Here is a 21,127-nt window from a genome sequence, read left to right on the forward strand (position 1 = left end):
CTACTGTATCGGAGAACGACGTATAACGGTTCCGTTTCGCGGTCTCTGTGTCACTCGTCATCGAACGTCGGCCGGGTCGCGTCGGGCTCTTCGCCCGCTCTCGAGATGATGTTCTCGCGGCCCACCCGGAGCTTGTGAATCTCCTCGTCCTCTTCCATCTCCGAAAGCAGCATGCTCACCTTCGACTTCGACCAGCCGGTCTCGTCGACGATGTTCACCTGTTTCATCCGCCCCCCGTTCGCCGCGAGCAGCGACCGGACGCGGTCCTCGTCGCTCATCAGTTCCTCGTCGGTGACGGACGGTTCCGGCGCGGGTGTCGGGTCCGTCCGGCCGCCGGCGGCCGCGTCGGTGGCTCCCGCCGACGGGTCGTCCCCGGTGTCGCCCCCGCCGCCCGGCCCGCTCGCTCCCCGGTCGTCGTCCTCGTCCAGGTAGCCGTGTCGGAACGCCAGGCCGCCGAGCGAGACGAGCACGATGGCCCCGAACGCGAACGGCCAGACCGGGAGGTCGTTGCCCGCCGACGTGCCGTTCGCGGTGGTGCCGGTGGCGGCGGGACCGCCACTGAGGGTCGGGGTCGTCGCTCCTCCGTCGCCGCCGTCGCCGGCCCCACCGTCGCTATCGTTCACCACCGGCGTCGCCGAGCCGAGTTGGTCGGCGTCGGCGAACACGACCCGCGGCTGCTGGTCGAGGAACTGCGCGCCGCCGGCGTCGCCGAGCCAGACGAGCGCGTCGCCGGTCTCCTCGACGCTCTGTTGTGGCTGTGGCTCCGCCTCGACCGGGACGAGTGCGTCGTCCCACGTCACGACGAGGCGCTGGTTCTCGGTGACGGTCAACCCACCTTCGAACACGTCGCCCACGACGAGACGGCCGTCCTGCTGGGCGGCGAAGTTCGTCCACCGGAACGACATCTCGACGACGCCGACGTCGTTGACGCCGGTCCGGACGTACGCGTCTTTCGAGAACGACGTCGCGTTCATCTCCCGCCCCGTCTCGTCGGTGCCGGCGTCGGTGAGCGCCCCGGCACGGGTGACGAAGTTCCGGTACGACTGGGTCTCGTTGGACTCGAACGACTCGGCGTACGCCTCGAACTGTGTGCGTTCCGACTCGTTGGCGAGCACGCGCTGGTAGCTGAACGTCCAGCGCGCGGAGCCGTTCTCGTCGACGTGGATGGTGAACGCCTCGCGGTCGAACTCCTGTTGTGTGGTCGTCGCCGGCGTCGTCGCGGTGACGGCCGTCAGCGGCGTCATCGCCACGAGGAGGGCGAGCACCCCGACCACGACCAGCCGTTGCATCGGCGAATCGGTAGCCCGCGAGGTATAAAATCGACACGGCATGCGCTCGTTGTGCTACCGTGAGTCACACCGGAAACGAACGTGATGGACACCGACTCGGCGACGACGTGTCGGAACGCCCGCAGTTCGTCAGTGGTCGTCGCCCGTCGAGTCGCGGTCGGTCGTCGGCCGCGACGAGCGTCCACCGGGGGACTCCTCGTCGTCGGTCCGGACGACGTCGAGCCACTCGCCGGTCGGTCGGTCGGTCGTCGCGCCGGCGGGAGCGTTCGCGTCGTCCTCGTCGTCCGTCGTCCGGACCACGTCGACGCCCTCGGGGGTCGGCGCGTCCTGGCCGCGTTCCCACATCGCCATCGCCTCGCGGAGCAGTTCGGCGGGGTGGTCCGGTCGCTCGTCGTACGATTCGAGCTGGGAGCGACAGGACGCGCCCGGCGTGACGACGCGGTCACCCGGCGAGTCGGCGACCTGCCCGACGAGCACGTCACCGATGGCGCGGCTCATCGAGTAGTGCTCGGCCTCGTAGCCGAAGCTCCCGGCCATCCCACAACACCCCGAGTCGACGGGGTCGACCTCGTAGCCCGCCCGTCGCAGGACGCCGACGGCGTGGTGGTCGCGCATCGTCGACTTCTGATGGCAGTGGCCGTGGTAGGTGAGCGACCCCGTCCCCGCCAGCGGGAGGCGCTCGTCGATGCGGTGGACGTCGAGGTACTCCGCGAACCCGTAGGTGTTCTCCGCGAGGTGCTCGACGTCGTGCCCGCGCAGGAGGTCGAGGTAGTCGTGCTGGAGCATCACCGCGTCCGAAGGTTCGAGCACGACGATGTCCCACCCCTCCCGGACGCGTGGTGCGAGGTCGTCGACGACCGCCTGGGCGCGTTCGCGGGCGACGTCGAGGCGGCCCTTCGAGTGGGCGGCCCGACCGCTCGGTCCAGCGTCGGCCACTTGCACGTGGATGTCGGCGGCCTCGAGCACCTCGATGGCGGCCTTCCCCACCTCCGGCCGGTTGTAGTTCGTGTAGGTGTCGGGGAACAGCAACACGCCGCGGTAGGACTCGTCGAGGGAGACGGTCGGCGTCCGGTTGGCACACCACTCCTCGAACGACGTGGTGGCGAACCCGGGGAGGGTCCGCTCGCTCGCGATGCCGAACAGCGCCTCCTGGAGCTTCCCCGCCCCCGGCAGTCGCTTCAGCGTGTTCGCCAGCGGCGCGAACGTCGAGGCGAGCCGGTTGACGCTGTCGACGTTCGTGAACAGGCGGTCTCGGAGGCTCACCCCGTGGCGCTCGTGGTGCTCGTACTCCACTTCCGCTTTCAGCTTCGCCATGTCGACGCCGCTGGGGCAGTCCTTCGAACAGCCCTTACAGCCGATACAGAGGTCCATCACCTCCTCGACGAACTCGTCGTCCGTGGGGTCCGCGGGGAGGCTGCCGCTCATCGCCCCACGGAGCGCGTTGGCCCGTCCACGGGTCGACAGCGCCTCCTCGTCCATCGCGCGGTACGTGGGACACATCACGCCGCCCGTGACCTCCTGTGAGCCGCGACAGCCCCCACAGCCGTGACAGAGTTCGACCATCCCCTGCATCCCGTTGTCGTTCTCCCAGTTCAGCGTCGGTTCGAACCCCGCGTCGAACGCGTAGTCCGGGGAGAACCGCAGGTGTCGGCGCATCTCGTGGTCGCCGCAGACGTTGCCCGGGTTCAGGAGCCACTCGGGGTCGAAGGCGGTCTTCAACTCGCCGAACGCCTGCCAGAGGCGGTCGCCGTACAGCCGACGGTTCCACTGGGTTCGCGCGCGGCCGTCGCCGTGTTCGCCCGACACCGACCCGCCGTACTTCACGACGAGGTCGGTGACGGCGTCGGCGATGTCGTGGAACGACTCGACGCCCCGCTCGGTCTTCGTGTTGATCAACGGGCGGATGTGGAGCACGCCCGGGCCGGCGTGGGCGTAGTAGGAGGCGAACGTCCCCTCGTCCTCCAGGACCTCCTCGAACTCCTCGACGTACGCCGGGAGGTTCTCGGCGGGAATCGCGGTGTCCTCGATGAACGACATGTGCTTCTCGTCGGTCGTCCGCGAGAGCAAGATGGGGAGGCCCGACTTGCGCATCTTCCAGAACGTCGCGCGAGTGTCGGCGTCGTGGGCCTCCATCGCGGTGCTGGCGTACCGCTCCGTCGCGGTGGTCTCGCTCGCGCCGTCGCTGGGCGCGAACTCGGTCTCGACGCCCGCCGCTCGGTCGGCGACGAGGTCGGCGACCAGTTGTCGCCCCTCGTCGTCGCTGTCGGCGTAGAACTCGACGAGCAGAACGGAGTCGGTCCCCTCGGGGAGCATCCCGACCACGTCCGCGAACTCCGGGGTGTCGCGTGCGAGGTCCAACAGCACGTCGTCCATCACCTCGACGGCCGCGGGGTCGTGGTCGAGGATGGGGGAGACGTCGCTCAGCGCGTCCAACAGCGAGTCGTAGGTGAGCAGCGCGACGGCCTTCGTCTCGGGGACGAGTTCGAGCGAGACGGTCACCTCGGTGACGATGGCGAGGGTGCCCTCGCTCCCGGCCATGAGGCGTGCGAGGTTGACGACGCCGTCCTCGCGGGCTTCTTCGACCAGCACGTCGAAGTTGTACCCCGAGACGTTCCGCTTGAGGTCGGGGAAGCGTCGCTCCACCTCGTCGGCCTCCTCGTCCAGAATCCGGACGACCTCGGCGTAGATGCGCGGGAGCAACGGACTCGGCGGGCCGTCGTCCCACGCGTCGCTCGCGGGGTCGGCCCTCTCGCGCAGTTCCGCGACCGGAGTCTCGCCGAACCGGGTGACGTGCCCGTCGGCGAGGACGACCTCACAGGACTCGACGTAGGCGTCGGTCTTGCCGTACACCAGCGAGTGCGACCCGGTCGAGTTGTTGCCGACCGCACCGCCGATGGCGGACTTGTCGGCCCACGCGGGGTCGGGTGCGAACTTCAGGTCCTCGCTGGCGAGTTCGCGGTTCAACTCGCCGAGGATCGTCCCCGCCTGTGCGGTCGCGCGGCGACGGCCGGGGCTGACGTTCGTCACCGCGTCCATGTGCTTCGTGAAGTCGAGGACGACCGCCTGGTTGACGGTCTGGCCGGCGAGACTCGTCCCGCCGCCGCGGGGGAGGACCGGAATCTTGCGTCTCGCACAGTAGCGCATCACCGCCGAGACGTCGTCGGTGTCTTCGGGGAAGACGACCCCGACCGGTGTCACCTCGTAGGCGGAGGCGTCGGTCGCGTACAGCGACCGCGAGTAGTCGTCGAAGCGGACCTCGCCGGCGACGAGCGATTCGAGGTCCTCGACGAGGCCCGGTCGGGCGGTGTCGCCCATCTCGTAGTCGTACGTCGCTCGCGGGTCGTCTGCCGGGTCCCCCGAGCGCTCCCCGAGTGCCATACGGTGTCCACCCCGTCCGGGGATAAAAAACCGCGTGCGGCCGGCGGAATCTGTCGGTCCGAGTGGGTCCGGTTGTCGCCACTGCGCGCTCACTCCACCGACCAGAAGACTCACCCTCGGACTCGTCGTCGGGCAACGCACGATGCTCCAGACGCTGGCCCTCGCCGTCGTCGCGTTCTTCCAGGCGGTCTACGCGGTCGTCGACCTCGGCTACACACTGTATCGACGGTCCGCCGACGGGACCGACGAGCGCGACGAGTCGCGAGACGGCGGTGACTGAGCCGACTGGGGCGCTCCGTCAGTCGTCGGCCGGGGCAGACGCCGGTGTCGCCAGTTCATCGGGGTCGACGCCCGCGTACCGGACGATGGCGTCGAAGTGGTCGAGCGCCACCCGGTCGCCCGAGGAGATGCCCCGACCCTCCTCGCGACCGAACTGGCGCGACACGAACTCGTGGGCGACGAGCGCGCGCCGACCGTCGCCCGATTCGAGGTCCTCGGCGGCCATGTCGAGCAGTTCCGCGGCCGCGAACACGTCGTAGACGTAGTTCGCCAGCTCTTTCGCCTGTAACTGGGCGTACTCCTGGTCCTCGGTGGCGAGCGTCGCCATCCCGCTCTGGAGGTCGGCGAGTTCCTCGCGGACCGTCGCGGCGGTCTCCGAGAGCGCGTCGTGTTCGCTGGCCGCATCGAGGCGCTCCTCCACTGCGGGCACGAACACCTCGTGGCTGGCCTGCTTGGCGAGCACGCGCAGCACGTCCAGCGAGAGGATGTTCGAGGTGCCCTCCCAGATGGGGAGCACCTGTGCGTCCCGGAGCAGCCGTTCGGTCGTAAAGCCCGAGACGTAGCCGTTGCCACCCAGCACCTCGCAGGCGTAGGAGGCCGTGTCGACGGACTCGCGGGCCGTCCGGAGTTTGGCGATGGGGACGAGCAGACGCATGAGGCGGAACGCCTCCGAGTCGTGCGCGCTGTCGATGCCCTCCTCGCGGACCGCCTCGCGGTACTCGTCGAGCAGTCGCGACGCCGAGAAGACGAACGCGCTCGCGGCCTCGTAGTCGACGGCCATCTCCACGAGGTCCCGACGCATCAACGGGTACTGGTCGATGGTCTGGCCGAACGCCTCGCGGTCGGCGGCGTACACCTTCGATTCGAGCAGACAGCGTCCGACGATGCCGACGCTCGCGGCGGCGTTCGACAGCCGTTCGAAGTTGAGCATCTCGGTCATGTAGCGGAACCCCTGCTCGGGTTCGCCGACGAGGTAGCCCGTCGCGCCGCGCAGTTCGACCTCGCCAGTGGGGACCGACAGCGTGCCGAGTTTGTCCTTCAACCGACGGTACAACTGGTCGTTGAGCCGCGTGTCGTCGCCCTCGCCGCGTGGGTCACCGTCCTCGCTGACGGTGTGCGGGACGACGAACAGCGAGAGACCCTTCGTCCCTTCGGGGGCGTCCTCGCGGCGGGCGAGCGCGAGCGTCCCCTCGGCGTCGATGTTCGAGCAGAACCACTTCTCGCCGGTGAGTTCGTAGACGCCCTCCTCGTCCGTGGCGACGGCGACCGTCTCGTTCGCGCCGACGTCGCTGCCGCCCTGTTTCTCCGTCAGGAACATCGCGCCCTCGACGTACTCGTCCGGGTCGTCGCTGGTCAGCGCCTCGAAGTAGCGCTTCGTGCGTGGGTCGTCCCGGCCGAACCGGTCGAGGACGATGGCCGCACCGACGGTCATCGACGCCGGGCAGACGAACCCCGGGTCGACGTACGAGAGGATGGCTTCGCCCGCGATGGCGTGCGTCAGGCCGAGCGGTTCGTCGCGGCCGTCGGGTGCGTGGAACACGTCGTGGGCCAACCCGAACTCGCAGTACGTCGCGAGTTCGGTGTCGGCGAGCGCGGGGTGGTACTCGACGTGGTTCTGCACCTCGCCCCAGTCGTCGTAGGTGTCGAGTTCCGGCGGGTGACGCTCGACGGCCTCGCTGTTGTCGACGATTCGGTGGCCGGTCTCCTCGCCCAGCCAGTCCAACCGCTCGGCGGCCCACTCGAACTCCGCCTCGGGGTAGGCGCGCTCGACGACGCGCTGGAGGGTGCGGTCGAGCGCCCAGTAGTTGCAGTCACGCCCGCTGTCGAGCGTCCCGTAGTCGATGGGGTCGTCCATGTCCGAGGGTGACGGAGCGACGACATAACTCCTGTGGGGTGGTACCACGTCGGCGCAGACGGACCCACAGCCCAGCGGCGTGCAGGCCGCTCACGGGCGTTTCGTCGAAAGAAGGACCGGCGCGGATGACAGACGAGTCGGTCGGGTGCCGGTCGTGGTGTCCGGAGTCGGCGGGCGGTTCAGTCGTCGGTCTCGACGGTGGCGGCCTCCGGTGCGTTCGTGCGGACGCTGTGGATACCGTTGCGGGCGTCGCTCTCGTTGACGTAGCCCTCGCCGGAGTCGGCGATGATGTTGCCGTTGTCGTGGACGAGTCTCCAGCGGTACTTTCCTGCCGCGTCTTCGTACAGTTCGAATGTCGCGTGGGACACATTCGTGACGACGGTCGCCGGTCGTAAAATACCGCCACAGCGTGCGAGTCGATAGTCTGTCTGTCGATAACGTCGAGCCCACAGACGAGTTTATGCGCTCGGCCGACCAACTGGAGTCCACGACCGAATCGACTCGTCTCCAGCCACGGCACCACGTCGCTCGCGGCTCGGACCGGCCGCGAACGGCCCCGACGCCCGGTTCGGCCGGAGACCTCATGCACCCCGTATCCTCGACGACAGACGACCGCCCCGACGGGTCGCCCCGGCCCGACGCCATCCGCGCACAGCACGTCTCGGTGACGTACGCCTCGGGCACCGAGGCGGTGAAGGACGTCTCGCTCACCGTCCCCGAAGGCGAGTTCTTCGGCTTTCTCGGGCCCAACGGTGCGGGAAAGACGACCACCATCAAGGCGCTCGTCACGCTGCTCGACCCGACCGGCGGGACCGTCACCGTCAACGGGTTCGACGTACGCCGGGACCGCCGCGCGCTCCGGGCCTCCGTCGGCTACATGGCCCAGGAGACGAGCGTCGACCTCGAACTCACCGCTCGGGAGAACATCCGGTTCGCCTGTGAGGCGTACGGCGTCCCGCGGGCCGAACGCGCCGCCCGAATCGACGAACTGCTCGACCTCGTCGACCTCGCGGCGGTAGCCGACGACCAGGCCAAGACCTACTCCGGCGGGATGAAGAAACGGCTCGACGTCGCCACCGCGTTGGTCCACCGCCCGCCGCTCGTCTTCCTCGACGAACCGACCACGGGGCTGGACCCGAAGGCGCGCAACCGCCTCTGGGAGTACTTCCGGGAGATAAACGACGCGGGGACGACGGTGTTCCTCACCACGCAGTACCTCGAAGAGGCCGACCAACTGTGCGACCGTCTCGCCGTCATCGACGACGGACACATCGTCGCCGAAGGCACCCCCGCCGAACTCAAAGCGCGCGTCGGCGGCGACGTCCTCGACGTCGACCTCATCGACGACGACGAGTCGAGCCGCGACCGCGCCGTACGCGTCGTCCGCGAGTCGGGCCTGCTCGACGGCGAGGGGTCCGTCTCCCGGACCGAGACCGGTGTGAGCGTCACGTCCCTGCACGCCCGGCGGGTCGGGACCGACCTGCTCGTCGCCCTTCGCGACGCCGGCGTCGCCGTCGAAGGGTTCGAGGTCCACTCGCCGACGCTCGACGACGTGTTCCTCGCCATCACGGGCACTCCGGCGAGCGAGCGCGCCACGAGCGCGGACGGCGAATCCGAGCCGAGTGAGGGGCCGACCGACCAGAAGGTGGGCCGATGAGCGGCGACACGCCGGCCCGGACCGCGACGGCCGAGGACCCGCAGTACCCCGAGCCGACCGTCGGGACCGTCGAGCCGCCGCGGTCGACGTCCTACCTCGCGGAGGTGTGGGTGAACTTCAAGCGGTGGAACCTGAAGGCACTGCGCAACCCGTTCATCGTCGTCGGAAGCGTCGTCCAGCCCGTCGTGTTCCTCCTGCTGTTCTCGGAGGTGTTCGGCGGCGTCGTCGGCGCGGCCATCGGGGACGCCGCGGGCGTCGACTACCTGACGTACCTCGTCCCGGCTATCGTCGTCCAGGTGGCGCTCATCGCCGCCTCGTCGTCGGGTATCGGGCTGGTCAACGACATCGAGAACGGCATGTTCGAGAAGGTGCTGGTGACGCCGATGCGTCGCTCGGCGGTGTTCCTCGGCAAGACGCTCTCGGAGATGATCCGCGTCGTCGTCCAGGGGGCGCTCATCGTCGTCCTCGGCGTCCTCCTCGGGGCGACCGTCGAGACGGGGGTGCTCGGTGCGGTGGCGATGCTCGGCGTCGCCGTCCTGTTCAGCCTCTGGTTCACGGCGTTCTCGAACGTCCTCGCGCTCGTGACGCGCGACCAGGAGTCGACCATCATCGGCGCGAACCTGCTGACGTTCCCGCTGCTGTTCGTCTCCTCGGCGTTCCTGCCCATCGAGGCACTCCCCGGGTGGATGCAGGTCGTCGCGCGACTCAACCCCATCACCTACGGTGTGGACGCCACGCGCACGCTGATGCTGGAGGGGTGGGACTGGGCCGCGCTCGCCCCCGATTTGGCGGTGCTCGTCGCCCTCGACGTCGTCCTCGGGACCGTCGCGGTGGTCATGCTGTCGCGGGCCTCCTCGGCGAGGGTCTGAGTTCGGCCGGCCCCGACCTGCCGCTGTCTCCCTTATCTCCTCGCACGACCAACCTGTCTCATGAGTGACGACACCAGCCTAGCGAGTCGCGTGGCCGACGAGAGCGTCGAGACCGGCACGGTCCACACGAACGGCATCGAGACGTACTACGAGCGACGGGGCGACGGGCCGCCCGTCGTGTTCGTCCACGCGATGGCGACGAGCACGGCGCTGTGGACGGCCCAAGCGACGGCGCTCGCAGACGAGTTCACGACCGTCGTCTATGACGTCCGGGGTCACGGCCACACTGGCGGCTCCGACCACGAATCGTACTCGATGGCCCTCTACGCCGAGGACCTCGACGCCCTGCTCGACGCGTTGGCTATCGAGCGACCCGTCCTCTGTGGGTTATCGATGGGCGGTGCCATCGCACAGGTGTACGCCGCCCGCCACCCCGAGCGGGTCGCCGGTGTGGTGCTCGCCGACACGTTCACCGCCGCGCCGTTGCCCCGTTCCAGCCGGCTCGTCTTCTCGACGTACCGGGTGCTGGGTCGGCTGGACCGATTCGTCCGGTACACGACGCTGAACCGGGCGCAGTTGTGGGTCGGACGGACGTTCGCCCCCGGCGTCGAGGGCGACGGCGTCACCATCCAGCGGGTGATGGAGGACGCACCGACGATTCCTCACGACGAGTTCCGGAAGATTATCGAGTCGGTCGCCGACTTTCCGGACAGCGACTTCGACGCGTCGGCCATCACCGTCCCGACGCTCGTACTCCACGGCGAAAACCTCCCGGGGGCCATCCAGGTGATGACCGACCGACTGCTCGACCGACTGGTGAACGCGCCCGTCGAGACGGCCGTCGTCCCCGGCGGCGGCCACGCCTCGAACGTCGACAACCCGGCGTTCTTCACCGAGCGCGTCCGCGAGTTCGCCGCCGAGCGGTTCGTCGAGGCGTGACCCGGCGGTCGTCGCGGGGTTACTGCGACTAGCGGCGTTCGTAGGTGACGAACGCGAACCCCTCGCGCTCGTCGCGTTCGACCTCGACGAAGGCGTCGCGGTCCCAGTCGGGGAAGCGCGTGTCGCCCTCGTGGGCGTCGGTGAGTTCCGTCAGGACGAGTCGGTCGGCGTCCGCGAGGAACTGCTCGTACACCGTCGCACCGCCCACGACGTACACCGTCTCGACGTCGCGCGCTCGGGCGTCGGCGGTCGCCGTCTCCAGCGCCATCTCGACGCTCCCGACCTCGACGACGTGCGTGTCATCGTCGCCGCCGTCCTCCGCGTCGACACCACTCGTGGTGAGGACGACGCTGGTGCGGTTCGGGAGCGGGCCGCCGATGTCCGCGGCGATGGACTCGTAGGTCAGCCGCCCCATCACGACGGGGTGGCCCGACGTCGTCTCCTTGAAGTGCGCGAGGTCCTCGGGGAGGTGCCACGGCATCCCGCCGTCGCGCCCGATGACGCCGTTGGCGGCGACCGCGGCGACCAGCGTGATGCGAGCCGTCGTCCGGGTGGTGTCGTCGGTCACGGTCACTCGGCGACGGCGAACCGGATGCCCTCGGCCGGGTCGTAGTCGTGGAGCGTGACGTCCTCGAACGTCAACTCGTCGAGGGGCACGTCCGCGACCTCGACGCGCGGTCGCTCGCGTGGCTCGCGCGAGAGCTGTGTGAGCAGACCGGGGACGTGGTCGTAGCGTTCGCGACCCTCCTGCTCGGCGGGTGCGGCGTCTTCGAGCCACCCGCGGACGGCCTCGTACTCGCTGCGGTCCGCGACGTTCGCGAGCCGTGACTGGAGTTCGGGGAGGTTGTCGTCGTACCACGCGCCGCGCTCGCCCTCGCCGCAGTAGACGTGTGCGTCGACGACGCTGTGACTGAACTCGCCGACCTCGAAGCCGGTGCGCTGGGCGACGGCGTGGGTGAGGATGGAGTAACACGCGACGTTGAACGGCACGCCGAGCGCGACGTCGCCCGAACGCTGGGTGAGGTGGCAGTTCAGCCGGTCACCCTGGACGTTGAAGACGAACGTGTAGTGACACGGGGGGAGCGTCGAGACGGCCGCGTTCGCGGGGTGCCAGGCGTTGACGACCATCCGCCGCGAGTGAGGGTTCTCACGGAGCGTGTCGAGCACGTACTGGAGTTGGTCGAACGTCCGCCCGCCCTCGTCGTCGCGGGTCCAGCGCTGGGTGTCGTCGGGCCAGGACTCGCCGTCCAGCCCGGACTCGGGGACGGGGTAGCGCCGCCAGAACCGTCCGTAGGCGGTGTCGAGGCGGCCCTCCTCGTCGGCCCAGGCGTCCCAGATGCCGGTCTCCTCGCGCAGCGTGCGGATGTGCTCCTCACCCGAGAGGTACCAGAGCAGTTCGTGGACCAGCGAGTTCCAGCGGAAGTCCGAGAGCTGTTTCGTGGTCAACAGTGGGAACCCCTCCTGGAGGTCGACGTGGTAGTGCTGGCCGAACGCGGAGACGGTGTCCACGCCCGTCCGGTTGGGTTTGTACCCCCCGGTTTCGAGGACGCGACGGACGAGGTCGAGGTAGGCGTGCATCGGTCGTTGTGGGGTGTCGGGAGGGGCGTCTAATCAATGTTCATCTCGACGTGGCAGCGGCCGGGCCGACGTTGATACTCCGACCGGGAGACCGTCGTGACGATGGAGTACGAGACGGCGGGTGTCGACGAGGTGCGGTCGGTCGTCGAGGACGACGACGGCGAGATGTGGCCCCTCCGTGGCCTGCTCGGCTGTGACAGACTGAGCCTCACGGTGGTCGAACTCGCCCCCGGCGGTCGCGGCGTCGAGTACCGCCACTCCGGCGGTGACACCGAGACGGTCTACCTCGCCGTCGAGGGGACGTTGGACATCGACTGCACGCGTCGCTCGGGCACCGTCGAGACCATCACGCTCGACACGTTCGAGGCCGCCCGGCTTCCGCCCGACCAGTCGCGCCAACTCGTCAACCGTGGCGACGACCACGTCAGGGTCGTCGTCGCCAGCACTGTGTGACCCACGCGGGCCGAACGCTCTTGGCGCTGAGGCGTCTCCTCTGACGATACCAGATGGCTTCGTCCACAGACGGCGGGTTCCTCACCTTCTACCGCGCGTACGTTCACACCGCCCTGCACACGGCGACGACGGTCGCACTCACGGCGCTCGGCCTCCTGACGTTCGTCCACTGGGGGTTCGCCGTCGCCGCCATCGCCGTCTACGTGCTCCCGCCGGTGTACCTGTACGTCTCGGGGACGACGCTCCCGTCGGCCGCCGACACGGACGAGTCGCCGGTCGACGAGCGGTCTACTCCCGGACGGACCCAGGCCCCCGACGCCGACCGTGTCGAATCGGACTCGCCCGGTGGCCGGTCCGACGACGGCCACGACGCGGACGGTGACACCGATTCGGACGCCGACGACGGTGACTCGGACTCGGACTCGGACGGTGTCGATACGGATTCCGACTCCGACTCGGACGACGGCGACACCGATTCCGATACCGACTCGAACGACGGCGATTCGGATTCGGACTCCGACACCGACGACTCCCCGACGGGGACGGAGACCCGCTGGCAGTCCGTCGCCGCCCCGACCGACCGGACGCTCCGTGGCGTCGTCGGGACCACGGCCGGGACGTACGCCGTCGGCGACGGTGGGGTCTTGCTCGGTCGCCGGGGGGACGGCTGGGAACGACTCGTAGACGATGGCCCCGGCGCGGCGGGGCAGACGCTCCACGGCGTCGCCTCGACGGCCGACGGTCGCGGGGTGTGGGTCGCCGGCGACGGCGGTGCGCTCGGACGGTACGACGCCGAGACCGGGCGCGTCACCGACCACTCCGCGCCCGCGGACGACACGAACAACCTGACCGACGTGGCCGTGACGGGCGACGCCGGTGACGAGACCGTCCTGCTCGCCAACGGTTCGGGGGCCGTCCGCCGTGGCCGCTACGACGGGGCACGGGTCGCGTGGGCCGACCCGGTCACGCCCGGTAGCGGGTCGAGCATCGCCGCACTCGCCGTGACCGAGGACGCCGCGTACTGCTGTGACACGAACGCCTCGGTGTTCGTCAGTCGGGACGACGGCCGCTCGTGGTCACGTCTCGGGGTCGAAGACGCCGGGTGTGCGTTCCGTGCGGTCGTCCCGTTCGGCGGTGACCGCGTCGCCGTCGCCGCGAGCGACGGTCGACTGTTCGAGTTCGACGGGTCGGTGTGGACGCCCCGTCGCGTCGTCGACGGACTGCTCTCCGGACTCGCGATGGGGGCCGCCACCGGACACGAGGTCGGCGTCGCGTGCGGTCCGGACGGGACTCTCGTCGAACGGGCCGGAGACGGGTGGGAACGCCGCCTCGTCGCGACCGACGCCGACCTCCACGACGCGGCGGTCGGTCCCGACGGTCGGGCGGTGGTCGTCGGTGACGGTGGGGCGGTGCTCGAACGGGTCTCTCGCTGACACGGCCGTCGGCGGCGAGGCGGGCCTGCTCGCGTAGTTTCTTGGCGTGCCCCGGCGAACGCTCGGTATGTACCTCGCGGACCACACGTGGGAGGAGTTGGGCGACTACTTCGAGCGCGAGTCGCTGGCGCTCGTCCCCGTCGGCAGCACCGAACAGCACGGCCCGCACCTCCCCGAGGCGACCGACCACCTCATCGCCGAGGCGTACGCCCGCGAGGCCGCCGAGCGCACGGGCTACCTCTGTACGCCGACCGTGAACGTCGGCGTCAGCCCCCACCACCGCCAGTTCCACGGGACGATGTGGGTCGACGCGCCCGTCTTCCGCGACTACATGACCTCGTTGGCACGCAATCTCACCTACCACGGCGTCGACCGCATCGTCTTCGTCAACGCCCACGGTGGGAACGTCCAGCACCTCCGAGAGGTCGGCCGACGACTCCACGACGCGGACGAGGCGTACGCCATCGAGTGGATGTGGGACGAGTCCATCCCGGACCTCGTGAGCGAGGCGTTCGAGCGCAACGGCCCCCACGGCGGGCCGAAGGAGACGGCGATGATCCAGCATCTCCACCCCGACCTCGTCCGCGAGGAGAAACTGGCCGACGCCCGCGACGGTGGCTGGCCGGACTTCGACGAGGAGGTAGCGAAGGTCCGGAAACACGGCTCTCGGACGTTCTACGACAGCGTCGAGAACTCGCCGAACGGCGTGTTCGGCGACCAGACCGACGCGACCGCCGAGACGGGCGAGCGACTGTTCGAGGCTGCCACGGAGCAACTCGTCGCGCTCTGTGAGTGGCTGGCCGCACGGGACAGCGCGGACCTCGCTCCCCGCGAGCACGTCTGACCAGACAGGCCGAACGGCTAAGAGCAAGCCACGAGCAGTGTGGGGTGACCCAACATGGGCACGATGACCGAGGTTCGCATCCCCGCGGCCGAGTTCGCCCTCCAACAGACGCTCTCCGACGTCCCTTCGGCGACCGTCACGGTTCACCGCGTCGAGACGGACGCTCCCGACGGTCTCGTTCCGTTCTGCTGGGTGACCGCCGACGACCTCGACACGCTCCACGGCTCGTTCGAGGCCGACGGGTCGGTCGGCGGCCTCCGACAGCTCTCGGAGGTCGACGAGGAGCGCCTCTACCGGATGTCGTGGGTCGGCGGCGTCGACCTCGTCGGCCGCGTGCTCCGCGAGGAGGACGGCACCGTCCTCTCGGCGACGGGCACCGGCGACGGGTGGCGACTCAGGCTGCTGTTTCCCGACGAGACGGCGCTCCGGCGAACCCAGGTGTTCGCCGACCACGAGGGCTGGACGATGGAGGTCGAGGCCGTCTACGAACTGGCCGAGACCCCCCGAGAGCGGTACGGGCTGACGAAACCGCAACACGACACCCTCGTCAGCGCCTACGAACACGGCTACTACGACTTCCCGCACGGCGTGACGACGGCGGAACTCGGTGCGGAGTTCGACGTCACCGCCCAGGCGGCCGCCGACCGCCTCCGGCGCGGCCACGGTAACCTCGTCGAGGAGGCGCTGTTGACCACCCACCTCGCCGACGCCGACCGGTGAGCACCGCACCGGCCCCGTCGAGCGACACGCACTAACGGCGGCGTTCCCAACTCCCGGCGATGATCCACAACCTCGCGCAGGGTGTCCGCTCGTTCACCAGCAACGCCTTTCTCGTCACCGGCGAGCGGACGGTGCTGGTCGACCCGGGCAACGACTTCGACGTCGTCGCGGCCGTCCGTGAACACGCCGACGACCTGGACGCCGTCGTCCTCACGCACACCCACCCCGACCACGTCGGCAACCTCGACGCCGTCGTCGAGGCGTTCGACGTCGAAGTGTGGGGGTTCGACCCGTCGTTCCCCGGCGTCGACCACGCCATCGCGGACGGCGACACCTTCCGACTCGGCGACGAGGACTACCTCGCTCTCCACACGCCGGGCCACAAGGACGACCACCTCTGTCTGTACGCCGCCGACCGTGGCGTGCTGTTCGCGGGCGACCTGATATTCGCCAACGGGAGTTTCGGTCGGACGGACCTCGCGGAGGGCGACCGGCCGACGCTCGTCGAGAGCATCGAGTACGTCCTCGACGCCGTCGACGAGGACCTCGCCGAGATGCACACCGGACACGGCCCGAGCGTCGTCACGAACCCGTACCACGACGTCGAACTGGCGAGCCAGGCCGCCCAGATGTACTGATACGCGACGTGACGCTCACCGAAACTGATTAGTTGGGGCGATTGAAGGTTCCAGACGACACTCGGTTCCCCGTGTGGGACCTCCTCAACTATGGCACTCGCAGAAACACTCCTCGCATCGAAGGTAAAGCTCGCACTCGTCGGTCTCCTCGTCGTCACGGGCGTCGGGGCCGGCGCGGTCGCTACCGGAGCAGTCGACGTCGACGGCGTCCTCGGTCAGGAGACCGACCTCGCCGACACCGTCCCGGACGACGCGACCATGGTGATGCGCTTCGACAGCGGCGTCGTCGAAGACGACACGACGAAACAGATGGTGAACGCCGCCCTCGAGACGCAGGCCGAATCCTCGCCGAACTACGACGGCCCCGAGAGCTACACCGAACTCATCGAGGACGCCGAAGAAGAGTCGGCGGACTCCGACCTGAGTCTCGACGGGTTCCACGAAGCCGTCGTGTTCGGTGACACGGCCAGCACCGGCTTCGGCGGCGAACAGTACGTCGGCGTCCTCGTCCGCGCGGACTGGACCCCCGAGGAGGTCGTCAACGCCAGCGAGAGCGAGTTCACCACCTACGAGGAGACGACCGTCAAGGGCTACACCGTCTACGAACCCAACGAGACGTCGCAGTTCGGCTCCTCCGAGCAGATCGGCGTCGTCGAGGACGGCGTCTACGTCATCGGGACGCCCGACGTCGTCCGTGACACGCTCGCCGTCGCCGCGGGCGACGAGTCCTCGTTCGACGGCGAACTCCGCGAACAGTACGACTCGACCCAGGACGGCTACTTCCAGTTCGCGATGGAGGTGCCCCAACAGCAGATTCCCGACAGCGCCTACGAGAACAGCGGGGCACCCATCAACACGAACGTCTTCGCCGACGTCCGCTACGTCTCGGGTGCGTACTACACCGACGGCGACACGGTCGGCATGGCGGTCGGCATGGCGACCGACGCCGAGTCCGACGCCGAGGACATCCAGGAGGTCACCGACGGCGGCATCTCGCTGCTGAAGGGGACCGTCGAGAACGAGACCGCCAAGGAGACGCTCGACGACGTCACCATCGAACGCGACGGCACGCGCGTCACGCTCACGTTCGAGCAGACCGCCGACGAGATGTCCGAACTCGTCCGCCTGTACTACCGGATGATGGCGATGCCGCTCGGTGCGACCGGTCCAACCTACTGAATCGCCCAACCGACACACTCAACTTTCCGTTCTGCCGACCGAACAGTTAGCTCCCCGTCTCCCATGCGTCGTCTCCGCTCGCTGCTCCGGAAAGAGGTCCGCTGGAGCAGACACAACCTCGCCACGCTCGTCCTCCTGTTGCTCGTCCTCCCCGGTGGGTTCGTCTACACGACGACCGCGTTCGACCAGGTCATCCCGCGTGACTCGCCGGTCGCGGTCGTCCCCGCCAGCGAGCAGGTGTCGGACGACGACCTCGACATCGCGACCGCCGCGGTGACGCTGTTCTCCGAGCCACGGCAGTACGAGGACTCCGAAGCGGGCATCGAGGCACTCAGACGCGAGCAGGTGTACGCCGTCCTCGAAGTGCCGCCCGACCTGACCGACGAGACCGCGACGGCGAACTTCACGTTCTACGTCGACGGCTCCATCGTCCCGTACCACGAGGCGAGCGAGGCCATCGTCAGCGTGCTAGACTACCCGCTCCAGCGGACGCTCCCGGCGGACGTGAGCGTCGAGCGGGAGGTGGTCGGCCCCGAACACAGCCTCTCGGAGTACCTCGTCCCCGTCGGTCTCCTGCTGGTCGTGTTGCTGTTCGCCTTCGCGTACGTCCCGTACAACCTCGCGAACGAGCGGCGGGTCCTCGACCGACTGGAGGTGGAGGCGTCACTGGAGGCGGTCGTCGCCAGCAAACTGCTGTTCTTCGGGTCGCTGCTGGTCGTCCCGATGGCCGTCGTCCACCTGATGAGCCTGTGGCTGGGCTACGCGAACACCGGCATCGCGCCGGCGGCCGTCCTCGCGTACCTGTTGACGTTCTTCGGGTTGGCCGCGCTGAGTACGGCCATCATGCTGCTGTTCCGGTTCGGCGTCGTCGGCCGGTTCGTCAACATCGTCGTGCTGTTCGGCCTGCTCGCGTTCTCGAACACCATCTACCCCGCCGGGTTCTTCTCGCCCGTTCGCCGTGAGATCGCCCGGCTCAGTCCGCTCCACTACAGCACCATCGTCGCGCGCTCGTCGATGCTGAAGGGGATGACCGTCTGGGACTTCCTCGACTGGTTCGCCGCGCTCGCGGTCGTCACGCTGGGTGCGTTCGTCCTGCTCGAACTGAGCATCGTGCGGTACCGGAGGGTCCGATGACCGCGCTTCTGACGTTCGACGCCGTCGAGAAACGCTACGGCGACACCGCCGCGCTCGACGGTGTCTCGCTGACCGTCGACGCGGGGAACGTCCACTGTCTCGTCGGCCCGAACGGGTCGGGAAAGTCCACGCTGATTCGGGTCGCCCTCGGACTCACGCGCCCCTCGGGAGGCACGGTCGAGCGCCCCGACGAGGCGCTCGGCTGTGGCTTCCAGCGCCCGACGTTCTACCCGGACCTCACCGTCGCCGAGAACCTCGACGTGTTCGCGCGCATCACCGGCGCGGACCCCGGCGACTGGTTCGACGATGCGCTCTCGCGGCTTCGTCTGGACCGCGAGCACGACCGCCTCGCGGGCGACCTCTCCGGTGGGTTCGCGAAGAAACTCGACGTGGCGCTCGCCCTCCAGAAGGAGCCGCGACTGCTCGTCCTCGACGAACCGATGTCGGACGTCGACGACGTCTCGCGGGCAGAGCTCGTGGCGCTGCTCGACGACTACGTCACCGACGAGCGCGCGGCGCTGGTCTCGACCCACCGTCTCGACGAGTTCGGCCCCGTCCTCGACCATCTGACCGTCGTCGAGTCCGGGCGCGTACTGGTCGACGAACGCGCCGCGGACCTCGCGGAGTCGGACCTCGACCCCGACAGCCTCCAGCGGTCGTACGTCGACCTCGTCGCCGCCGGCAGCGACGACTGAGCCGGTGAGTTACGCTTCGTTCTTCGCGTCGCCGTCGGCGTCGGCGTCGCCGTCGTCTCCGTCAGTTCCGCTCCCGTCGGCCGTCGGGCCGCCGTAGCGTCCGAACCACTCCTCCAGCGTCTCCAGTCGGTGGACGGCACGGTCGGGGTCGGAGATGGCGTGATGCTCGTCCTGGTAGACGACGAGCTTCGCGTCGACGCCTCGCTTGCGGACGCTGACGTAGAGCTGTTCGGCCTGGGTGGGCGGACAGCGCCAGTCGTTCTCGCCCGCGGTGACTAGCAGCGGCGTCTCGACGTTCCCCACGTCGACGATGGAGGAGGCGTCGCGGTAGCCGTCGGGGTTCTCCCACGGGAGGCCGAAGTCCGCCTCCAGCCAGTTCTGACTGTCGTCGGTCCCGAACGAGGAGTAGAGGTCGTAGACGCCGTGTTCGGCCGCGGCCGCGGCGAACCGGTCGGTGTGGGTGACCATGTACGCCGTGTTGACGCCGCCCTGGGAGAACCCCGTACAGAACAGGCGCTCGGGGTCGACCCACCCGGACTCGACCATCCAGTCGACGCCGGCCTGGAGGTCCTGAACTTCGAGGGTGTTCCAGCGGCCCTTTAGCTGCTCGGAGAACGCCCGGCCGTAGGACGTCGAGCCGCGGTAGTTCACCCGGAAGACGACGTAGCCTCGCGTCGTCCAGAACGCGGCGTCGAAGTCCCAGCCGGGGTCGTCGTAGGCCATCGGCCCGCCGTGGATATCGAGAACCAGCGGACTCGGTTCTGGGTCGTCGGGGTCGAACGCCTCGGGGTAGTAGGCGATCCCCTCGACCGTCTGCCCCTCCGAATCGAAGGTGACCCGTCGGGCGCGCAGTGTGCCGTACTCCGCGACGAACTCGGCTCCGACGTCGGTGAGGCGCGTCCGGTCGGCCGTTCCCTCGTCGTCGAGCCCCGTCGTGGACATCGCGTAGAGGTCCGTCCCGCGGTCCGGGGCGCTGAGCGCCAGCCCGACGGTCTCGTCGGCGACGTCGAACGACCGGACCGTCTCCGCACGTGACTGGGCCTCGTAGACCCGTTCGGGGCGTTCGTCGAGGTGGAAGCGGGCGAACCGCGTCCACCCCTCGTCGCCGACGAGACCGACCAGCGACTCGTCGTCGAGCCAGCGCGGGGCGCTCATCAGGGTGCGGTCGATGCCCTCCGAGACGGTCCGGACCTCGCCGCTCGCGACGTCGTGGACGCGGAGGTCGGCCGGCCGGTACCAGTTCTCGGGGTCACGAGCACGGTACGCGAGGCGGTCGTCGTCTGGGCTCCAGACCGGCGAGATGCAGGTCGCCGACCCGTCGGTCAGACACTCGACCGCTCCCTCGTCGGGGTCGGCGAGGAAGACGTCGCAGGCGTAGGTGTCGTCGGGGGCGTCCCCGTCGTAGCCGAGGAAGGCGACGCCACGCTCGCCCCACGCGGGTTGACGACCCGCGCTGTCGGCGACGCTCGGCGGCAGGCCGGTGTCGTCCAGGCGACGCGACTCGCGACTCGCCACGTCGACGACGAACAGGTACGACCGGACGGTGTCGAGCCAGCCCGAACCGTCGCGTTTGTGCTGGAGGCGTTCGGTCTCGACGGGGCCGCCGTCCTCACGGTCGTCGAGGTACTCCTGCTCGTCGTCGGTCGGGTCGCGTCCGGCGACGACGATGCGCTCGCCGTCGGGCGACCAGTCGAACTCGCGGACGCCGTGTTCGCGGTCGGTGACCTGCCGAGCGTCGCCACCCCACTCCAGGTCGAACGTCCACACCTGGGGCTTGCCCTCGCCCGTCGCGACGTCCTCGTCGTCGCCCTCGCCCTCCGCGTCGGCGTCGTCGCCGTCCGCCGCCTCGTCGTCCGTGTCGGTGTCCTCGTCGAGACCGACTCGGAGCGCCACGTCGCGCTCGCGGGTCATCACGACGGCGAGGGTCGAGCCGTCGGGCGAGAACGTCGGCGAGGAGGCGTCGGAGACGCGGGTGAGGCGATGGGGGTCGCGAGAGCCGTCGGTGGGGACGACGAACACCGACGAGCGGCGTTCGTCCTCGCGCTGGTCGAACTCGGTGGCGACGAACGCGAGGCGGTCGCCACTCGGGGAGAGCGCGGGGGACCCGACCTGCGTCCGGTCGTAGTACGCGGTCGTCGAGAGAGGTTCCATGCGTGGGGCTGTGTGGCCCCCGACAAGACTGTTCCG

At 69.2% G+C, this 21,127-nt stretch carries 19 protein-coding genes; 12 read left to right on the plus strand and 7 right to left on the minus strand.

Annotated elements, in window-relative coordinates:
- Nucleotides 1–50 precede the first annotated feature (50 nt).
- Both M1L36_RS03415 and M1L36_RS03420 read right to left on the minus strand, forming a co-directional pair.
- Nucleotides 51–1,289, minus strand: a complete 1,239-nt coding sequence (locus tag M1L36_RS03415) for a helix-turn-helix transcriptional regulator (protein ID WP_250872306.1) — start codon at nt 1,287–1,289, stop codon at nt 51–53.
- 129 nt (nt 1,290–1,418) lie between these two features.
- Nucleotides 1,419–4,667, minus strand: a complete 3,249-nt coding sequence (locus tag M1L36_RS03420) for an FAD-binding and (Fe-S)-binding domain-containing protein (protein WP_250872307.1) — start codon at nt 4,665–4,667, stop codon at nt 1,419–1,421.
- A 142-nt stretch (nt 4,668–4,809) separates the two neighbouring features.
- Between M1L36_RS03420 and M1L36_RS03425 the strand changes: the two genes are divergently transcribed.
- Entirely contained in the window at nt 4,810–4,947 is a 138-nt protein-coding gene (locus M1L36_RS03425; protein ID WP_250872308.1) for a hypothetical protein, read from the plus strand.
- A gap of 18 nt (nt 4,948–4,965) precedes the next feature.
- Here the strand turns inward: M1L36_RS03425 and M1L36_RS03430 are convergent, their stop codons facing one another.
- Both M1L36_RS03430 and M1L36_RS03435 read right to left on the minus strand, forming a co-directional pair.
- Nucleotides 4,966–6,801: an acyl-CoA dehydrogenase family protein gene (locus tag M1L36_RS03430; RefSeq protein WP_250872309.1), complete on the minus strand. Its 1,836-nt coding sequence runs from the start codon at nt 6,799–6,801 to the stop codon at nt 4,966–4,968.
- 179 nt (nt 6,802–6,980) lie between these two features.
- Nucleotides 6,981–7,169 (minus strand): HVO_2922 family protein, encoded by a 189-nt coding sequence (locus M1L36_RS03435; RefSeq protein WP_250872310.1) that lies wholly within the window; start codon nt 7,167–7,169, stop codon nt 6,981–6,983.
- 215 nt (nt 7,170–7,384) lie between these two features.
- On the opposite strand from M1L36_RS03435, the gene M1L36_RS03440 reads away from it, so the two are divergent.
- Genes M1L36_RS03440 through M1L36_RS03450 form a run of 3 tightly spaced genes read left to right on the plus strand, consistent with a single transcriptional unit; the run spans nt 7,385 to nt 10,266 of the window.
- Entirely contained in the window at nt 7,385–8,458 is a 1,074-nt protein-coding gene (locus M1L36_RS03440) for an ABC transporter ATP-binding protein (protein WP_250872311.1), read from the plus strand.
- Nucleotides 8,455–9,327, plus strand: coding sequence for an ABC transporter permease (locus M1L36_RS03445; RefSeq protein ID WP_250872312.1), 873 nt, complete (start codon nt 8,455–8,457; stop codon nt 9,325–9,327). Before M1L36_RS03440 ends, M1L36_RS03445 begins: the two co-directional genes overlap by 4 nt.
- Before the next feature lie 60 nt (nt 9,328–9,387).
- Nucleotides 9,388–10,266 (plus strand): alpha/beta fold hydrolase, encoded by an 879-nt coding sequence (locus M1L36_RS03450; protein ID WP_250872313.1) that lies wholly within the window; start codon nt 9,388–9,390, stop codon nt 10,264–10,266.
- A gap of 28 nt (nt 10,267–10,294) precedes the next feature.
- Here the strand turns inward: M1L36_RS03450 and M1L36_RS03455 are convergent, their stop codons facing one another.
- Both M1L36_RS03455 and thyA read right to left on the minus strand, forming a co-directional pair.
- Nucleotides 10,295–10,834, minus strand: coding sequence for a dihydrofolate reductase (locus tag M1L36_RS03455; protein WP_369694202.1), 540 nt, complete (start codon nt 10,832–10,834; stop codon nt 10,295–10,297).
- A 2-nt stretch (nt 10,835–10,836) separates the two neighbouring features.
- Complete coding sequence (gene thyA, locus M1L36_RS03460; RefSeq protein WP_250872314.1) at nt 10,837–11,844, minus strand: thymidylate synthase; 1,008 nt, start codon at nt 11,842–11,844, stop codon at nt 10,837–10,839.
- A 102-nt stretch (nt 11,845–11,946) separates the two neighbouring features.
- On the opposite strand from thyA, the gene M1L36_RS03465 reads away from it, so the two are divergent.
- From M1L36_RS03465 to M1L36_RS03500, 8 genes are all read left to right on the plus strand, one after another.
- Nucleotides 11,947–12,297, plus strand: a complete 351-nt coding sequence (locus M1L36_RS03465) for a cupin domain-containing protein (RefSeq protein WP_250872315.1) — start codon at nt 11,947–11,949, stop codon at nt 12,295–12,297.
- Between the two features lie 53 nt (nt 12,298–12,350).
- Nucleotides 12,351–13,730, plus strand: a complete 1,380-nt coding sequence (locus M1L36_RS03470; protein WP_250872316.1) for a WD40/YVTN/BNR-like repeat-containing protein — start codon at nt 12,351–12,353, stop codon at nt 13,728–13,730.
- 67 nt (nt 13,731–13,797) lie between these two features.
- Nucleotides 13,798–14,574 carry a creatininase family protein gene (locus tag M1L36_RS03475; RefSeq protein ID WP_250872317.1) on the plus strand — a complete coding sequence of 259 codons (777 nt, stop codon included), beginning with the start codon at nt 13,798–13,800 and terminating at the stop codon, nt 14,572–14,574.
- Nucleotides 14,575–14,628: 54 nt separating this feature from the next.
- Complete coding sequence (locus tag M1L36_RS03480) at nt 14,629–15,294, plus strand: bacterio-opsin activator domain-containing protein (RefSeq protein WP_250872318.1); 666 nt, start codon at nt 14,629–14,631, stop codon at nt 15,292–15,294.
- A gap of 59 nt (nt 15,295–15,353) precedes the next feature.
- Nucleotides 15,354–15,932, plus strand: coding sequence for an MBL fold metallo-hydrolase (locus M1L36_RS03485; protein ID WP_250872319.1), 579 nt, complete (start codon nt 15,354–15,356; stop codon nt 15,930–15,932).
- 90 nt (nt 15,933–16,022) lie between these two features.
- A complete protein-coding gene (locus tag M1L36_RS03490; RefSeq protein ID WP_250872320.1) occupies nt 16,023–17,111 on the plus strand; it encodes a hypothetical protein in 1,089 nt (362 codons plus the stop codon).
- 63 nt (nt 17,112–17,174) lie between these two features.
- Entirely contained in the window at nt 17,175–18,245 is a 1,071-nt protein-coding gene (locus M1L36_RS03495; RefSeq protein WP_250872321.1) for an ABC transporter permease, read from the plus strand.
- The gene (locus M1L36_RS03500) at nt 18,242–18,940 is read left to right on the plus strand and encodes an ABC transporter ATP-binding protein (RefSeq protein ID WP_250872322.1); all 699 of its coding nucleotides are present in this window, start codon (nt 18,242–18,244) and stop codon (nt 18,938–18,940) included. Before M1L36_RS03495 ends, M1L36_RS03500 begins: the two co-directional genes overlap by 4 nt.
- 9 nt (nt 18,941–18,949) lie before the next feature.
- On the opposite strand, the gene M1L36_RS03505 is transcribed toward M1L36_RS03500, so the two are convergent.
- Nucleotides 18,950–21,091 (minus strand): S9 family peptidase, encoded by a 2,142-nt coding sequence (locus M1L36_RS03505; RefSeq protein ID WP_250872323.1) that lies wholly within the window; start codon nt 21,089–21,091, stop codon nt 18,950–18,952.
- Nucleotides 21,092–21,127 lie beyond the last annotated feature (36 nt).

This window comes from Halomarina rubra (assembly GCF_023699475.1).
Lineage (GTDB): Archaea > Halobacteriota > Halobacteria > Halobacteriales > Haloarculaceae > Halomarina > Halomarina rubra.

Excerpts from the sequence above, each read along its gene's own strand:
- M1L36_RS03415 (WP_250872306.1), bottom strand. The coding sequence starts at position 1,289 with ATGCAACGGCTGGTCGTGGTCGGGGTGCTCGCCCTCCTCGTGGCGATG.
- M1L36_RS03420 (WP_250872307.1), bottom strand. The coding sequence starts at position 4,667 with ATGGCACTCGGGGAGCGCTCGGGGGACCCGGCAGACGACCCGCGAGCG.
- M1L36_RS03425 (WP_250872308.1), top strand. The coding sequence starts at position 4,810 with ATGCTCCAGACGCTGGCCCTCGCCGTCGTCGCGTTCTTCCAGGCGGTC.
- M1L36_RS03430 (WP_250872309.1), bottom strand. The coding sequence starts at position 6,801 with ATGGACGACCCCATCGACTACGGGACGCTCGACAGCGGGCGTGACTGC.
- M1L36_RS03440 (WP_250872311.1), top strand. The coding sequence starts at position 7,385 with ATGCACCCCGTATCCTCGACGACAGACGACCGCCCCGACGGGTCGCCC.
- M1L36_RS03445 (WP_250872312.1), top strand. The coding sequence starts at position 8,455 with ATGAGCGGCGACACGCCGGCCCGGACCGCGACGGCCGAGGACCCGCAG.
- M1L36_RS03450 (WP_250872313.1), top strand. The coding sequence starts at position 9,388 with ATGAGTGACGACACCAGCCTAGCGAGTCGCGTGGCCGACGAGAGCGTC.
- thyA (WP_250872314.1), bottom strand. The coding sequence starts at position 11,844 with ATGCACGCCTACCTCGACCTCGTCCGTCGCGTCCTCGAAACCGGGGGG.
- M1L36_RS03465 (WP_250872315.1), top strand. The coding sequence starts at position 11,947 with ATGGAGTACGAGACGGCGGGTGTCGACGAGGTGCGGTCGGTCGTCGAG.
- M1L36_RS03470 (WP_250872316.1), top strand. The coding sequence starts at position 12,351 with ATGGCTTCGTCCACAGACGGCGGGTTCCTCACCTTCTACCGCGCGTAC.
- M1L36_RS03475 (WP_250872317.1), top strand. The coding sequence starts at position 13,798 with ATGTACCTCGCGGACCACACGTGGGAGGAGTTGGGCGACTACTTCGAG.
- M1L36_RS03480 (WP_250872318.1), top strand. The coding sequence starts at position 14,629 with ATGGGCACGATGACCGAGGTTCGCATCCCCGCGGCCGAGTTCGCCCTC.
- M1L36_RS03485 (WP_250872319.1), top strand. The coding sequence starts at position 15,354 with ATGATCCACAACCTCGCGCAGGGTGTCCGCTCGTTCACCAGCAACGCC.
- M1L36_RS03490 (WP_250872320.1), top strand. The coding sequence starts at position 16,023 with ATGGCACTCGCAGAAACACTCCTCGCATCGAAGGTAAAGCTCGCACTC.
- M1L36_RS03495 (WP_250872321.1), top strand. The coding sequence starts at position 17,175 with ATGCGTCGTCTCCGCTCGCTGCTCCGGAAAGAGGTCCGCTGGAGCAGA.
- M1L36_RS03500 (WP_250872322.1), top strand. The coding sequence starts at position 18,242 with ATGACCGCGCTTCTGACGTTCGACGCCGTCGAGAAACGCTACGGCGAC.
- M1L36_RS03505 (WP_250872323.1), bottom strand. The coding sequence starts at position 21,091 with ATGGAACCTCTCTCGACGACCGCGTACTACGACCGGACGCAGGTCGGG.